Source organism: Serratia sp. GW822-FHT06D09, from assembly GCF_058799515.1.
This window is the reverse complement of record NZ_JBXALO010000004.1, coordinates 298,160-312,079: the sequence shown is the minus strand read 5'-3', so window position 1 is coordinate 312,079 and position 13,920 is coordinate 298,160. Positions and strand designations below refer to the sequence as shown.

12 protein-coding genes are annotated in these 13,920 nt (G+C 53.3%); 8 read left to right on the top strand and 4 right to left on the bottom strand.

All coding sequences use genetic code 11. From position 1 onward, the window contains the following. The first annotated feature begins 11 nt into the window (after nucleotides 1-11). On the top strand, nucleotides 12-1,214 hold the full coding sequence (locus tag AC1RKG_RS12410; RefSeq protein WP_020828672.1) for an ROK family protein: 1,203 nt from the start codon (nucleotides 12-14) through the stop codon (nucleotides 1,212-1,214). Nucleotides 1,215-1,252: 38 nt separating this feature from the next. Next, nucleotides 1,253-1,858 carry a transglycosylase SLT domain-containing protein gene (locus AC1RKG_RS12405; RefSeq protein ID WP_041414972.1) on the top strand — a complete coding sequence of 202 codons (606 nt, stop codon included), beginning with the start codon at nucleotides 1,253-1,255 and terminating at the stop codon, nucleotides 1,856-1,858. A gap of 63 nt (nucleotides 1,859-1,921) precedes the next feature. On the opposite strand, the gene AC1RKG_RS12400 is transcribed toward AC1RKG_RS12405, so the two are convergent. Further along, nucleotides 1,922-4,087 (bottom strand): YgiQ family radical SAM protein, encoded by a 2,166-nt coding sequence (locus AC1RKG_RS12400; RefSeq protein ID WP_020828674.1) that lies wholly within the window; start codon nucleotides 4,085-4,087, stop codon nucleotides 1,922-1,924. A 182-nt stretch (nucleotides 4,088-4,269) separates the two neighbouring features. On the opposite strand from AC1RKG_RS12400, the gene AC1RKG_RS12395 reads away from it, so the two are divergent. Beyond that, nucleotides 4,270-5,157 carry a PfkB family carbohydrate kinase gene (locus tag AC1RKG_RS12395; protein ID WP_493183150.1) on the top strand — a complete coding sequence of 296 codons (888 nt, stop codon included), beginning with the start codon at nucleotides 4,270-4,272 and terminating at the stop codon, nucleotides 5,155-5,157. A 38-nt stretch (nucleotides 5,158-5,195) separates the two neighbouring features. On the opposite strand, the gene AC1RKG_RS12390 is transcribed toward AC1RKG_RS12395, so the two are convergent. Together AC1RKG_RS12390 and xapA are read right to left on the bottom strand one after the other, a co-directional pair. Then, nucleotides 5,196-6,455 carry a nucleoside permease gene (locus tag AC1RKG_RS12390; RefSeq protein WP_116691782.1) on the bottom strand — a complete coding sequence of 420 codons (1,260 nt, stop codon included), beginning with the start codon at nucleotides 6,453-6,455 and terminating at the stop codon, nucleotides 5,196-5,198. Nucleotides 6,456-6,536: 81 nt separating this feature from the next. After that, complete coding sequence (gene xapA, locus AC1RKG_RS12385; RefSeq protein WP_493183148.1) at nucleotides 6,537-7,358, bottom strand: xanthosine phosphorylase; 822 nt, start codon at nucleotides 7,356-7,358, stop codon at nucleotides 6,537-6,539. Between the two features lie 151 nt (nucleotides 7,359-7,509). On the opposite strand from xapA, the gene AC1RKG_RS12380 reads away from it, so the two are divergent. Further along, complete coding sequence (locus AC1RKG_RS12380; RefSeq protein ID WP_409325242.1) at nucleotides 7,510-8,400, top strand: LysR family transcriptional regulator; 891 nt, start codon at nucleotides 7,510-7,512, stop codon at nucleotides 8,398-8,400. Between the two features lie 27 nt (nucleotides 8,401-8,427). Here AC1RKG_RS12380 and AC1RKG_RS12375 read toward each other — a convergent pair whose 3' ends face one another. After that, nucleotides 8,428-8,913 (bottom strand): lysozyme, encoded by a 486-nt coding sequence (locus tag AC1RKG_RS12375; RefSeq protein ID WP_201895995.1) that lies wholly within the window; start codon nucleotides 8,911-8,913, stop codon nucleotides 8,428-8,430. A 373-nt stretch (nucleotides 8,914-9,286) separates the two neighbouring features. On the opposite strand from AC1RKG_RS12375, the gene AC1RKG_RS12370 reads away from it, so the two are divergent. The 4 genes from AC1RKG_RS12370 to AC1RKG_RS12355 all read left to right on the top strand — a co-directional run bounded on the left by AC1RKG_RS12370 (nucleotide 9,287) and on the right by AC1RKG_RS12355 (nucleotide 13,885). Further along, nucleotides 9,287-10,384 carry a hypothetical protein gene (locus tag AC1RKG_RS12370; RefSeq protein WP_493183146.1) on the top strand — a complete coding sequence of 366 codons (1,098 nt, stop codon included), beginning with the start codon at nucleotides 9,287-9,289 and terminating at the stop codon, nucleotides 10,382-10,384. 30 nt (nucleotides 10,385-10,414) lie between these two features. After that, nucleotides 10,415-11,491 (top strand): HBL/NHE enterotoxin family protein, encoded by a 1,077-nt coding sequence (locus AC1RKG_RS12365; protein ID WP_128864553.1) that lies wholly within the window; start codon nucleotides 10,415-10,417, stop codon nucleotides 11,489-11,491. Nucleotides 11,492-11,546: 55 nt separating this feature from the next. Beyond that, nucleotides 11,547-12,350: a hypothetical protein gene (locus AC1RKG_RS12360; protein ID WP_187961942.1), complete on the top strand. Its 804-nt coding sequence runs from the start codon at nucleotides 11,547-11,549 to the stop codon at nucleotides 12,348-12,350. Between the two features lie 653 nt (nucleotides 12,351-13,003). Further along, the gene (locus AC1RKG_RS12355) at nucleotides 13,004-13,885 is read left to right on the top strand and encodes a LysR family transcriptional regulator (protein ID WP_128864551.1); all 882 of its coding nucleotides are present in this window, start codon (nucleotides 13,004-13,006) and stop codon (nucleotides 13,883-13,885) included. The last annotated feature ends 35 nt before the right edge of the window (nucleotides 13,886-13,920 follow it).

Below are 13,920 nucleotides of genomic sequence, written 5' to 3'. Positions count from 1 at the left end.
GGGTTTAATGAATGGCATTGCAAGGGTTGAATAACCAACGGGTGCGCAATTTTAATAAACGGGTGCTGTGCGCGTTGCTGTATCGGGAAAAGGTGGCCAGTAAATCGACGCTGGCGCGGCTTTCACAGCTGTCTATTCCTGCCGTCGGCAAAATTCTCGATGAGCTGCAGGAAGAACGCCGGGTTGAGCACGACCAGCAGAATTTGCACCGCCGCGGTCTGGGCGGCGGCAGTTACCGCATCGCTGCCTCTGAGCAACGGATCCTGTGCCTGAACGTGTCGCCCTATCTGATTGAAAGCATCGTGGTGGATGGCCTGATCACGCCGTGCAGCGCCTTCACGCCGCAACCGATCGTTGCCACCACGCCACAGGCGATGCTGCAGGAAATGGTGCAGATCTATCACCTGCACAGCCGACAACAGGGGATGCCGCTGAAAATAGCGCTGTCGATCCACGGCCAGGTAAACCCGCTCACCGGGGTGTCGCAGCGCATGCCACAGGCCCCCTGGGAAGGCCCGGTGGAGATAAAATACCTGCTGGAAGAGCGCCTGAAGACCGAGGTCCTGCTGGATAACGACTGCGTGATGCTGGGGCTGGCAGAAAAGTGGCAAAATAACGCTAACGCGCAGGACTTCTGCGTGATTAATGTCGATTACGGCATCGGCTCGTCGTTCGTGATCAACCAGCAGATTTACCGGGGCAGCCTGTTCGGCAGCGGCCAGATTGGCCACACCATCGTCGATCCCGATGGTGGCCTGTGCTCCTGCGGCCGTTACGGCTGTCTGGAAACCATCGCATCACTGTCGGCACTGAAGAAAAAAGCGCGCATTCAGCTAAAAGTCACCCCCAGGGCGCAACACGAAGGCGAAAGGCTTAAAACCCCCACCACCGCCGAGCTGATCGCCCGCTATCATCAGGGAGACCCCGCGTTGCAGGTGTTGGTGCAACGCGCCGCCCAAGCGATTGGCCTGAGCCTGTATAACTTCCTTAACATCTTAAATATTAACCGTATTTATCTTTATGGCCGCAGCTGTGGCTTCGGTCAGGCCTGGCTGGAGACCATCATCAGCCAGACCGGGTTCAACCCCTTCGATCGTCACGATCAGATTCAGACTCAGGCCACGCATATCGGCTTTGGCCAACTCACGCGCGCGCAGCAGGTGATGGGAATTGGCTATCTGTATGTCGAACAGGCACTGACGGAGATGCTATGATGCCGACTTTTATCCCAGCAAAAACAATACGGAGCACCATGAAACCCACCCTACGACACTGGTCGCGCGCAGGCGTGATATGCCTGATGCTGATCCTGGCCGGTTGTTCCAGCAAAAAACCGCGTACCAGCTATGATGCTCATGCCTTTGACGACGCGATTGAGGATGCTGCGGATAAATACGATGTCGATCAAAAACTGATCGCTGCGATGATCAAGGTCGAGTCCGGTTTTAACCCGGCGGCAATCAGCCGCTCCAATGCTATCGGGTTGATGCAGTTGAAAGCCGACACCGCCGGCTGTGACGCCTATCGCTACAAAGGGAAACGTGGCTGTCCGGACGACGACGATCTGCTGGATCCGGATACCAATATCGACCTTGGCGCAGCCTATCTGGCCGTGTTGCAAAAACAGCAGCTTAAAGGCATCGACGATCCTGTCACGCTGCGTTATGCCACCATCATCGCCTACGTCAACGGCACCGGTGCGCTGCTGCGGACCTTCTCCAGCAACCGCCAGCAAGCCATTTCGATGATTAACAATCTGTCACCGGAAGCCTTTAACTGGCACGTGCGCAAGTATCATCCCGCCCCGCAGGCGCCGCGCCACTTGATGAAGGTAGAAGCGGCCTACGAGCAGCTCTGATTTTCAAAAGCAAAAAAGGAGAACCCGAGGGTTCTCCTTTTCGTTTAAGCCAGTGCCGAGCCGTTATGGCTTGCCGTTACGAATCGGCTTGCGCGGCGGCTTGTTGGACGGCGTACGCTGACGGGTGATGTCGGTGTGCTTGGTCAGCGCCGGGCGGGTATGACGCTGCAAGCGCTTGGCTTCGCGCTGTTCGTCAATGCTCGGTGCCGGCACCAGACACTCGCGACGGCTGCCGATCAGGTGCTTCATGCCCATTTCTTCCAGAGCGGTACGGATCATCGCCCAGTTGGCCGGGTCGTGGTAACGCAACAACGCCTTGTGCAGGCGACGCTGACGATCGCCTTTCGGTATCACCACATCTTCACTCTTATAACCCACTCTGCTCAACGGGTTCTTGCCGCTGTAATACATGGTGGTGGAGTTTGCCATCGGTGACGGATAGAAGTTCTGCACCTGATCGAGACGGAAACGGTTTTTCTTCAGCCACAGCGCCAGATTCACCATATCCTCATCGCGGGTGCCCGGATGCGAGGAGATGAAATACGGGATCAGATACTGCTCTTTGCCCGCCAGCTTGGAGTAATGGTCAAACAGCTGTTTAAACCGGTCGTAGCTGCCCATGCCCGGCTTCATCATTTTCGACAGCGGGCCTTCTTCGGTGTGTTCCGGCGCAATCTTCAGGTAGCCGCCAACGTGGTGGGTAGCCAGCTCTTTGATATAGCGCGGATCTTCCACCGCCAGATCGTAACGCACACCAGAGGCGATCAGGATCTTCTTGATGCCTTCCAACGAGCGCGCACGGCGATACAGTTTGATGGTCGGTTCGTGGTTGGTGTCCATGTAGGTGCAGATTTCCGGGTACACGCACGAGGCGCGGCGGCAGGTCTGCTCAGCGCGCGGGTTGGTACAGCGCAGCATGTACATGTTGGCGGTCGGGCCGCCCAAATCGGAGATCACACCGGTAAAGCCCGGTACTTTGTCACGAATTTCTTCGATCTCGCGAATAATGGAGTCTTCCGAACGGCTCTGGATGATGCGCCCTTCGTGCTCGGTAATCGAACAGAATGAACAGCCGCCATAGCAACCGCGCATGATGTTGACCGAGAAGCGGATCATGTCATAGGCAGGAATGGTTTCCTTGCCGTAGGAAGGGTGCGGAATACGCTGGTACGGCAGGGCAAACACGCTGTCCATTTCCGGCGTGGTCAGCGGGATCGCCGGTGGGTTGATCCACACGTAACGGTCGCCGTGCGACTGCATCAGCGCACGGGCACAGCCAGGGTTGGTTTCATGGTGCAGAATGCGCGAAGTGTGCGCATACAGGACCTTGTCGGCCTTCACCTTTTCAAATGACGGCAGCAACACGTAGGTTTTTTCCCACGGCTTGGGCTTGGCGGCGCGCACGGTGACCGGTTTGGCCTCCGGCTCCGGTTTACCGCCGTCAGCACACGGCAGATCGTCGCCGTAAGGGTTCGGGATAGGCTCAATGCGGCCCGGCTTGTCCAGACGGGTAGAATCCACCCCGGTCCAGCCCGGCAACGCACCCTTGCGCATCACCGCGGTGTTGCGGATGTCGTGGATCTCGCTGATTTTCTCGCCCGCAGCCAGGCGGTGCGCCACTTCCACCAGCGGACGCTCGCCGTTGCCGTAAATCAGCATGTCAGCTTTGGAGTCCACCAACACCGAACGGCGTACGGTATCAGACCAGTAATCGTAGTGAGCGATACGACGCAGGCTGGCTTCGATGCCGCCCAGCACGATCGGCACGTCTTTATAGGCTTCTTTGCAACGTTGACTGTAAACCAGCGTCGCGCGATCCGGACGTTTGCCGCCCACGTTGCCGGCGGTGTAGGCATCATCGTGACGCAGTTTGCGATCGGCGGTATAACGGTTGATCATCGAGTCCATGTTGCCGGCGGTGATGCCGAAGAACAGGTTCGGTTTGCCCAACCGCATGAAATCTTCTTTATTGCTCCAGTCCGGCTGCGCAATGATGCCGACGCGGAAGCCCTGCGCTTCCAACATGCGGCCGATGATCGCCATACCAAAACTCGGGTGGTCGACATAGGCGTCACCACTGATAATGATCACATCGCAGCTATCCCAGCCCAGTTGATCCATCTCTTCGCGCGACATCGGTAAAAATGGCGCGGTGCCATAACATTCGGCCCAATAAGGCTTATAGGAAAACAATTCACGATCGGGTTGGATCAGGCTGGTAGTGCTCATTCTGGTGCTCTTTCACAGGTTAATTAATCGCCGGGCGGCGATTATACGCACTAGTGACAAAAAGAGCATGGTTATTTCACGCCTTCGCCACAGCATCTCGGGCTTCCCTCTCGACTCCACGCGCCTGCGCGGTCATCATAGCGCATTCTGTTCGGCCCACCGGCCGACAGCGGAGGAGATCAATGAGTGAGTTTTTAGCAGTAAAACCGATTCTGGCTCTGGGCAGCGCGATCGTTGAGGTGACGCTGACGCAGGAGCAAAAAATAGGTGGCTGCGCGTTTAATGTTGCGCGGGCGCTGAAGCGCCTGCAGGTCCCGGTGCTCAACGGTATGCCGGTCGGCAATGGAGTATGGGGCGCGGCGATTGAAGCCGAGATGGAAAGTTTAGGCCTGCAGGTGCTGCTGCGCCATGGCCAGATGGACAACGGCCGCCGTCTGACACAGATGCAACCCAGCGGCGAGTCGCTGTCGGTGATCGAGCCCGGCTGCGAAACCCAGTGGAATAAAGCCCAGTTGGGCACGCTGCCCCTGAGCGAAGACACGCTGATTTACATCAGCGGCGAGCAGTTGGCCGGAGAAAGCGGCGAGGCGGTACGTGAATGGTTAACACGCTTGCCGTTTGACCAGTGGCGGCTGATTGATCCCGGCCCGGGCATCGCTCAATTGGATGAAGATTTCTTTGCCATGCTCAGCGACAGCCACACCCTGCTGACGCTGAACCGAAATGAAGTGGTCACACTCTGCGGCGCAGGCGATGCGCTCACTCTGGCCCAGCAGTTTGCCACCGCGCGCAATATCACGCTGATCTGTCGGTTGGATTGCGATGGCGTCTGGATTTGCCGTGGCGACACCCCGCCGCTCCAGATAGCGGCCTATCCGGTGAACGTCGTCGACACTCTGGGTGCGGGCGACGCCCACTGCGCCGGCCTGCTGGCCGGGCTCTCCGCCGGTTGGCCATTGCCGCAAGCGGTCGATCTGGCTAACCGCGTGGCCGCCTGCGTGGTAACAACCCAAGGTGCAAGCGACGGGCCAGACTGGCAACAGCTGCAACAGCGTTTCCCCGACGTTTGATGCCTAATGGGCGCGGTTTGCGCGCCCCTCTTCTCTTTCTAATGCGCTCGCTCTACCGGCCCGACATATTCTTCCGGCCGGTGCTGATAGTTGAAGGTCAGCGCAAAAATGATCCCCAGCACCAACGTATACAGCGCGAAGATCAACCAGATGCTCTGCCAATCTTTGACGCCGTCGTGGGTGAAGAAATCCACCACTTCGCCGCTGGCTATCGCCCCCAGATACGCGCCGATACCGTTGACCATGGTCATGAATAGCCCCTGCGCACTGGCGCGGATGCGGCTATCGGCCTCTTTCTCAACGAAGATGGCCCCGGAGATATTAAAGAAATCAAAGGCACAGCCGTAAACGATCATCGACAGCAGCAGCAGCACAAAGCCGAAACCAACCGGGGTCCCATAGGCCAGGAACAGGAAGCGCAGCGTCCAGGCCGCCATGCTGATCAGCATCACCTGTTTGATGCCGTATCGACGCAGGAAGAACGGAATGGTGAGGATAAAGAACACCTCGGAGATTTGTGACAACGACAACAGCACCGCCGGGTATCTGACGCTTATGCTGTCCTGATACAGCGGGTTGCTCGCGAAATCATGCAGGAAGGGATTGCCGAAGGTGTTGGTGATCTGCAGTGCCGCGCCCAACAGCATGGCAAACAGGAAAAACAGCGCCATACGCCGCTGGCGAAACAGCACCAACGCGTCCAGCCCCAGCACACTGAACCAGCTTTTCGATTTTTCGACTTTGCTGGTCGGGCAATTCGGCAGCGTCAGAGAATAGCAGGCCAGCAACAGTGACACGGCAGAAGCCAGATACAGCTGCATATTGCTCAGCTCAATTCGGCTAAAGCCGATTAGCCACATCGCCACAATAAAGCCCAGGGTGCCGTATACCCGCACCGGGGGGAAATCTTTCACCGTGTCGTAACCGTGCTTTTCCAGGCAGAAATAGGCAATGGCGTTGGAAAGCGAAATGGTCGGCATATACACCATGGCGTTGAACAACATGACCCAGAACATCACCATCGGCTGCTCAACCTGGGCGGCGCAATACAGCGCAAGCGCACCGAACAGATGACAGAGCGCGTACAGGTAATTGGCCCTGATCCAGCGGTCGGCAAGAATGCCCGCCAGCCCCGGCATAATCAGCGCCGCGACGCCTTTGGCGCTGTACACCATGCCCACCTGCAATCCGCTGAAATGCAGGGTATTAATCATGTAAGATCCCAGCGTAACCAGCCAGGCACCCCAAATAAAAAACTGCAGAAAAACCATTACCTTCAGTCGCGTTTTTATTGCCATCACCATCACCTTATTATTTTGATTAAAACGATGATTCACGCGGCCAGGCCCCTGCACCTCGCCGCGGGGGAATTTGCAGCGTTACAGCGTTTTGAAGAACTCACGGATCAGGCGCATAAAGTCTTCTGCCGCCAGGGCCGCGCAGCTCAGCGTTTGCTCGTGGGACAGTGGCGTATCGGACAGCCCTTCGGCGTAGTTGGTCATCGCCGAAACCACCAGTACTTTCAGCCCGCAATGGCACGCCGAGAGCACTTCCGGCACGATGGACATGCCGACCACGTCGCACCCCAGCGTTTGCATCATGCGAATTTCAGCCGGTGTTTCGAAGTTGGGCCCGGTGTAAGCGGCAAACACCCCTTCCGCCAGCGGAATACCCACGCGCTGGGCCACCTGCGTCAGTTGAGCACGCAAATCGCGATCGTAGGCATTGGCCAGGCTGAAAAAGCGCGGACCAAAACGCTCATCGTTATCGCCAACCAACGGCGACTCGGGCATAAAATTGATGTGATCGGTGAGGGCCACCAGGCTGCCCGGCGGCACCGACTGGCGCAACGAACCGGCGGCGTTGGTCGCCAGCAGGAATTCGCAGCCCAACAGTTTGAAGGTACGTACGGCAGTGGTCATCACCTGCATACCGCGCCCTTCATAGTAATGACCGCGCCCTTTCATGCACACAACAGGAACACCTTCCAGCCAGCCGGCAACCAACTGGCCGGCATGCCCCACCACGCTGCTGACCGGGAAACCCGGCAGTTCGGCGTAGTCGATGGTCAGGGTGTCGGTCATCACCTCCGCCAACGCCCCCAAGCCGGAGCCCAGAATCAAAGCCGCTCGCGGTTGGAAGCCCGGCAGGCGGGCGCGGATAGTTTCAGCACAGGAAAAAGCATCTTCTTGATTAAACATAGTATTCTCATCTGTGGAAGGGTGAAATAATCCCCATAGTAGAGAGCGATGCGCACCGGCGACCAATACATTATTGGCGGCTGATTTATTCCATTCACCTATAAATTGCTCGCATCAGGAGGCCATCATCAACCTAAAGCAGCCACAGCAACTGCCGGATCCCAGCCGGATTAACTTCCGCCTGCTGCACTATTTTCGCGTGGTGGCGGAAGAGATGAACTTCACCCAGGCCGCACTGCGGCTGAACATCTCCCAACCCCCGCTCAGCAAACACATCAAAGAGCTGGAGAGCCAACTGGGCGTAGAGCTGTTCAAACGCACCACCCGCTCGATGGCGCTGACGCTGGCGGGCCGAACCTTGTTTCACAACGTCGAGATGCTATTGGATCAGGCGGGTAATGCACTCAATCAGGTGCAGCAATTGGGGCGTGGCGAAGCGGGCCATATGGTGATTGGCATGGTCGGCACATCGGTGTGGGGTGGGCTGATACCGGCGCTGAAGCGCTTTACCGAACAAACGGCCAACGTCACCTGGGCGTTGAACGAACTGACACCCGGCCAGCAAATAACGGCGCTGCAAAAACGTCATATTGATATCGGCGTGTGGCGAGAAGCCAGGGAACAGATATTACCGGGGCTGGCATGCCAACTGCTGGCACGGGAGAACATTGCGCTGGTGCTACCGCTCGATCACCCGCTGGCACAGGCGGAAAGCCTGCCGCTGGCGGCACTGCGGCATGAAAAATTCATCGTGCTGCCGCCTCATGAGGCCAGTCTGGGGCTATATCTGCACAACCTGTGTTTGCAGCAGGGGTTCAAACCGGATATCGCCTATCAGGTCAACGAACCGCAAACCCTGATGGCGCTGGTGGCCGAAGGCTATGGCATCACGCTGTTGCCAGACAGCTACGGCCGCATTCCGTGGCCCGGCGTGCGTTTTTGCCCGCTGCAGCAGGCACCGTCAGCGGATTTGTACGCCATTTACCATGCCGACAGCGCGACGCCGGTGGTGCAGGCCTTTCTGGCGATGCTGCGTGCCTAGTTGTTGTTCCACTCTGCCGGGACGCGTTTAGGCTACGCGTTGCATTTCCGATAAGAACAAACGCTGCTCTTCCTTGCGACGTCGCAGCAGCCCGGGCAGACGCTGACCACCGGCATACATCCACAGAGGGAATTGCCCTGCCGCCTCTTGATAACGTCCGGCGTTCAACAAAACCAACAATGTCGAAGGGGAACCGGATTTCAGAAACCGCAGCCCACTTTTTATCCCGGGCTTGCCCGGCCCGACATTGAACAGAAAAGACACCAAGGCATCAAATTGCCCTTGGTTCAAAGGGACCTCAACTATCTTGTGCAGCAGTGCTTCACAATCCATCACATCGGCTTGCAGCAAAGTCAGCGCAGTCAATTCACTGATGGTTTTCCCCGCGCCCACGTCACCGGTATGTCCATAACCAATAGTCCAAATACCGCCGCTATCGCGGTATGACGAAAGTCGAAGCCCTTCAAAACTTTTAATTAATGTTAATCCACGCTCTGACAGTACTTGATGCATATAGACTCCTTTCAATAGTGTAATTAATAACGCTCCTCATTTATTGGGTTAAGCAGTATAGAGTTGTCCCGGCAACAGACAATACCAAATCATCATAAATTAATATGAATCATCAAAAAGGACAGGCGAAATAACACGAAGCAGACTCAAAAATAAAATAAGAAACATCGTTCTGAAAGCTGCCTTCTCGTAATACCCATAAAATAAAGTGTATTTTCCGTTTCGAACATCCACCTGCTGATTTTGACAATATTCATGATGGGTCACTCTGCGATAGGTTTATCTGGCCAACAGATAACCCTAAAGGAGAAAACAGATACCACCGTTTATTATCGCCGTCATTTAAAAACCCATTACTTACAGAGAGTGTATTATGAAAGACCTGATGAGTATTGATTTAAGTCCGCAAGAGTTATTATCATTACATATCTCAATTTCCTCCCATGCTTTGCTTAATCAAAGTTACAGTAATTTGTTACTGAGCCAACAGCTGTTAACTTCACTAAGTATGGATCCGGGCCTGACCGTGAAAATAAAGGCCTATCAGAATCAATTAAGGCAGCAGGCTCATACATTTAAACAAAGTACCATGTCTGAGCTGATTGGGCTGTTTACCAAGGCATCAAACTTTTCCACCCTGGTCACCACCGTCGACGGCATCTTTTCCACGGAGGACCCGCAGTCATCCCAGAAAGGGGGTGAAATGGTGGCAGCACTGGCGACCGTAGCTCAAAGCTACCAGGTCGCGGCGCAAGCGGTTCATACGCAGTTCAGCGCTACAAGGGAAACCTTAGAGCCCCTAATGAACAATTTCAGTGAGACAGTCAGCGCCATTGAACAGGGGCTTGGCGCAGAGGCCAAACAGCAGGCGCAAACCATCACCGCGCTTAATGAAGCGATTGCTAAAAATATTCAAGGCATCGTGGATGCTGGTATCAAGGCAGGTTCCGGGGTGGTACAGCTGGGCCAGGCCATTGTCGCCGCCGTACCGTTGGGCACCACTGGCAACAAACCGAAAGACCCGCCACCCGCCAAACCCAAATCTGCCGGTGACCAAACCGAATATATGATCTCCGGCATTCAGGCCATCTCAGCCGGGGCCTCCGGTGCTCATCAGGCGATTAGCGATCTGAAGGCCAACTACGTCAAGTTGGCAGCTGCCTATCAGGCTTTGGCCACCGCCAACGCGTTGCTCTCCGTTGCCAAGTCGGTTCACGCTCAGGCCCAGCTATTTGTCGAAACCTATGCGCTTACTGCGCAACGTGTAGCGCTCTTGCCAGCCGAGTGGAACAAGGTGGCGAACGCCTATCTGGCCGCGACTCCCGTTATACGCGATATCAGTGAACCTTCTGATATGAAGCAAATCAAGCAGGTTATTTCGCTCAGTGCCGATCAATGGCAGCAAATATCGAAAGTCATTGAGAATGCCAAGGCTAATTACGCTGGAAACAACATCTTACCCGAAATGTAATCACCACTTATTTTAATAAAGGAAAAAATCATGACTACCCCAACACTTTCTATTAACGATGGTATGAACAATCAATCATCCCAAGCACTGCATATCCAGACCTATTGTAATAGCGTCCGACAACAAATATCGGTCGACTTTGAACGTTTCCCGAACTTACGGGAGCATCAACGTCAAATCAATGAGAGTCTGACCACGGCAAAACGTCATTCAAACCATTATTTGAATGATATTCAACCGTTGATCATCCGTAACGTCACTAATATCCAGGATTATTTTGAAACGCAAAACCTTATTGCGTCTGTCATGCCTTCCGGTGCGACAAAAGAACAATGGTTAAGCACCTTGGGTATGATCCGCGATAAGGCCAAAGAGTACCAGGAAGTCTCGGTAAATACTCGCCGTACCATTGGTACCTTGAATGACAACCTGATTATCGACTCAAATAACTATCAAGTAATTGTGGTTAACCTTAACAACGTAGTCGGTGGTAACAATGGGATTTTGGAGCAGCTAAATCGGGATATCGATGGTATCAACGCGGCCATTGATGGCGCGATTGCCGGCATTGTAGTCGGCGGCCTGTTGATCATTGGCGGTGCCATTGTCACGGCCATTGGTGCTGTTGCCGGCCTGGTGACTGCGGGAACCTCAACCCCTGTAGTACTCGGCGGTATTGCCATGATGACCGCAGGGGCTGGTGGGGTGGTCGGTGGGGCCATTGTACTAAGTAAATCATTGGAGGCCCGTGAAAAACTCTATCGCGACCGTAGCCAACTTAACAGCGAAGTGATGGTAGCCACCCAGATTGGGTCAGGATACAAGGGGCTGCAGACTCAGGCACAAAGTGCAGTCACCGCCGCCACTCAGATGAGCAACGCGTGGGACTCACTCACTTCAGAGTTGGATACGCTGAACGCCAACCTGCGCAAAGGCATTATTGATGACGGCTTCCTGCGCCAACTGTTCCTGGAAGCATCAAAGTCGTCCGTTGGCAAAGTCTTGGATGGAACAAAAATCATCAAACAACAGATGGCAGGTGTAGTGGTACGCGAAGTACCGCAAGATCAAACCATTGCCGATTTTGTTAAACGCCTGGCGGCGTAATCCCTTATAACCCGGGGGGCCAGGCGATCCCGGCCCCTATTCTGGAGAACACCCCATGAGTGGTGGAATGCTAACGCAAGTCATCAATAATTTATCGCGCACCGGTGAGGCTATTCAAAAATTCGATGGTCTGCCGGCTAATGCGATCCCAATCCAACGGAATATCCAGAGCGCTATTAACACGCTGTTGCCGGACATTAAACAAATGCAGCGTGATGTGACGACCTGGGGTCTGAAACTCGAGGCTCAGCTTGATGAAAAACTGGCGGTTTTGGAGAGCTTATCCCCCAGCGAACTGACCATGTTCATTCGCCAAAGCAAGGAGGAAATTACCAAGGTAATGAGTCAGGTCGATAAAGTTAAAGATCGTACGAAAAATACCGATAATACCGTTGTTGATAATAATATAACCCTGCAACGCATTATCATCGACCTGCAGGCGACGATTGCCGGGCTGAAATCGAATTTGCAAGGTAGCCAGCAGAAGCTCGATGAGTTGAACAAGAAAAAGTACTACTTTATTGCGCTCGGTATTTTGGGTATCCCGGGGCTGATTGCCATGGCAGTGCTGCTCAGTGAAGCACAAAGTAACGTGAATAGCATTGAGCGTCAGATTTCAGCACAACAATCGGATATTCGGCAACAACAAAGCTTTGCGACACAAACTGTTGCATTCTCACAGGATCTGCTTGAGCTGAGTAACCATATGCTGAAGATCGGCAATGCTATCGAGTTTGTCAGCAATGATATTCAGAAAGCGGAGAAAAACATCTCAGGTGGCGAAGCAGCACAATTGACGAAATTGTTCTTTACTGCAGCAAAAATGAGTGTGAAAACGTTGCTGGTAGACGCGTCTTAAACGGTAACTGCTCATCTCTATTTTTAGACCAAGAATCATCCTCCCTGACAAAAGGTGATATTTATCGGTTGTTGGGGAGTGATAAGTTGAGCTACCAAGGACGCGGCTGGCGTACCGATGTCCTTTTTAACCACCAAGAGTGCTCCATTCAGCCCTATACACTCAGGATCTGGCATTCCAAAATACCTTAACTCGCTTTTCATTTTATACGCGCCGTGCTGATAAGGAACATCATGAAAAAAAGAGCCTGCTCTTTCGATTTCGCGATCTCGATCATAATTACTCCCAGAGTCTTCTTAGCCATTTTCTGGGAAATATGTACTATCACAATAACCGACCCAGACCTCAATAGTTTAAATGAAGGTATAGGGTTACGAATAACCGCCACACATATTCAGTCGCCATAGATCAAAAAAGTAACACATTCTGCTTCATATTCGTCATAAAAATGTCATCCTATCGAGGTAATGCAACTCAATCAAAAAAAAGGAGATCATCACGGGTACCGATCTTCATCCATATAGAAAGCATTGAACCGCAACAGAATACTATGTAATCCAATGTAAATCCGGGATCAGATAAGGAACTGAGAACAGCAACTCACTCTAAAATGAAACTCAATGACAGCATGCAGATTATAAAAAGGAATAGTTATGGAATTTATGTCAAAACGCGTTAATTATTTTATCGCTGTTGCACAAGAAGGATCAATCACCAAGGCTGCAGATCGCCTCTGCATCACACCATCGCCATTAAGCAAAAGAATTAAAGAGTTGGAGGAAAATTTAAAAATTACGCTTTTCGAGCGGACTAACCAAGGGCTATCCTTAACCAAAGAAGGCCAGCATTTATATAGTGATATTATTGCCCACTATGAAGAACTCAATAGAATCAAAGATAATCATAAGGAAAAAAGGCACATTCAAGTCGGTGTTTACGGACCGGTGCCTCCTCACGTCAATACGGTGATTGATTACCTGTTGATGAAAAACCCGGCATTGACTATCAACCTGGTACGGCTGACACCGACGGATGGAGTGAACCGCAATGAGCTTAATCGGCTCAATCTACTGTTCAGCATCGAACCTTTGCCAACCGCCCCCTTTTCGCAGCACCTGTGTACCGAGGAACGGCTGCTGCTACTGCACCCGGTAGGGAATAAGCCAGAACAATATCGATCACTACCCTGGGTGCAAAGCACTTATTTCTCTGAAACCCCGATATTTAAACACTGCCATGAGCAACTGCAGCAACAGGGGTTTGCACGGGATCTGATGAACATCGATAATCTGCACCTGCGGCTCAACCTGATCCGTCAGGGTAAAGCCGTAGCACTGGCGCTAGAATCCATGCTGCCCATCATGAATGTTGACGAAAGTGAATGCAGTACCATGTTGTTGTCTAATGCGCGCTTGACGCATCATATCTACAGCAATGTGGCGCAATTAAATGACAGCCAGCAGGTGATGGCCCATCTGGCCCATCAAGGGACGCAACAGTGGAAAACAATTTGCCCCCCTGCATATATGAATTAATAGATTGATTTTTTTCTGAGTCCGCTCAGCTTGGT

What these genes read in the sequence shown, in the direction of transcription:
- AC1RKG_RS12410 (WP_020828672.1), top strand. Translation starts at nt 12, where the DNA reads ATGGCATTGCAAGGGTTGAATAACCAACGGGTGCGCAATTTTAATAAA.
- AC1RKG_RS12405 (WP_041414972.1), top strand. Translation starts at nt 1,253, where the DNA reads ATGAAACCCACCCTACGACACTGGTCGCGCGCAGGCGTGATATGCCTG.
- AC1RKG_RS12400 (WP_020828674.1), bottom strand. Translation starts at nt 4,087, where the DNA reads ATGAGCACTACCAGCCTGATCCAACCCGATCGTGAATTGTTTTCCTAT.
- AC1RKG_RS12395 (WP_493183150.1), top strand. Translation starts at nt 4,270, where the DNA reads ATGAGTGAGTTTTTAGCAGTAAAACCGATTCTGGCTCTGGGCAGCGCG.
- AC1RKG_RS12390 (WP_116691782.1), bottom strand. Translation starts at nt 6,455, where the DNA reads ATGGCAATAAAAACGCGACTGAAGGTAATGGTTTTTCTGCAGTTTTTT.
- xapA (WP_493183148.1), bottom strand. Translation starts at nt 7,358, where the DNA reads ATGTTTAATCAAGAAGATGCTTTTTCCTGTGCTGAAACTATCCGCGCC.
- AC1RKG_RS12375 (WP_201895995.1), bottom strand. Translation starts at nt 8,913, where the DNA reads ATGCATCAAGTACTGTCAGAGCGTGGATTAACATTAATTAAAAGTTTT.
- AC1RKG_RS12370 (WP_493183146.1), top strand. Translation starts at nt 9,287, where the DNA reads ATGAAAGACCTGATGAGTATTGATTTAAGTCCGCAAGAGTTATTATCA.
- AC1RKG_RS12365 (WP_128864553.1), top strand. Translation starts at nt 10,415, where the DNA reads ATGACTACCCCAACACTTTCTATTAACGATGGTATGAACAATCAATCA.
- AC1RKG_RS12360 (WP_187961942.1), top strand. Translation starts at nt 11,547, where the DNA reads ATGAGTGGTGGAATGCTAACGCAAGTCATCAATAATTTATCGCGCACC.
- AC1RKG_RS12355 (WP_128864551.1), top strand. Translation starts at nt 13,004, where the DNA reads ATGGAATTTATGTCAAAACGCGTTAATTATTTTATCGCTGTTGCACAA.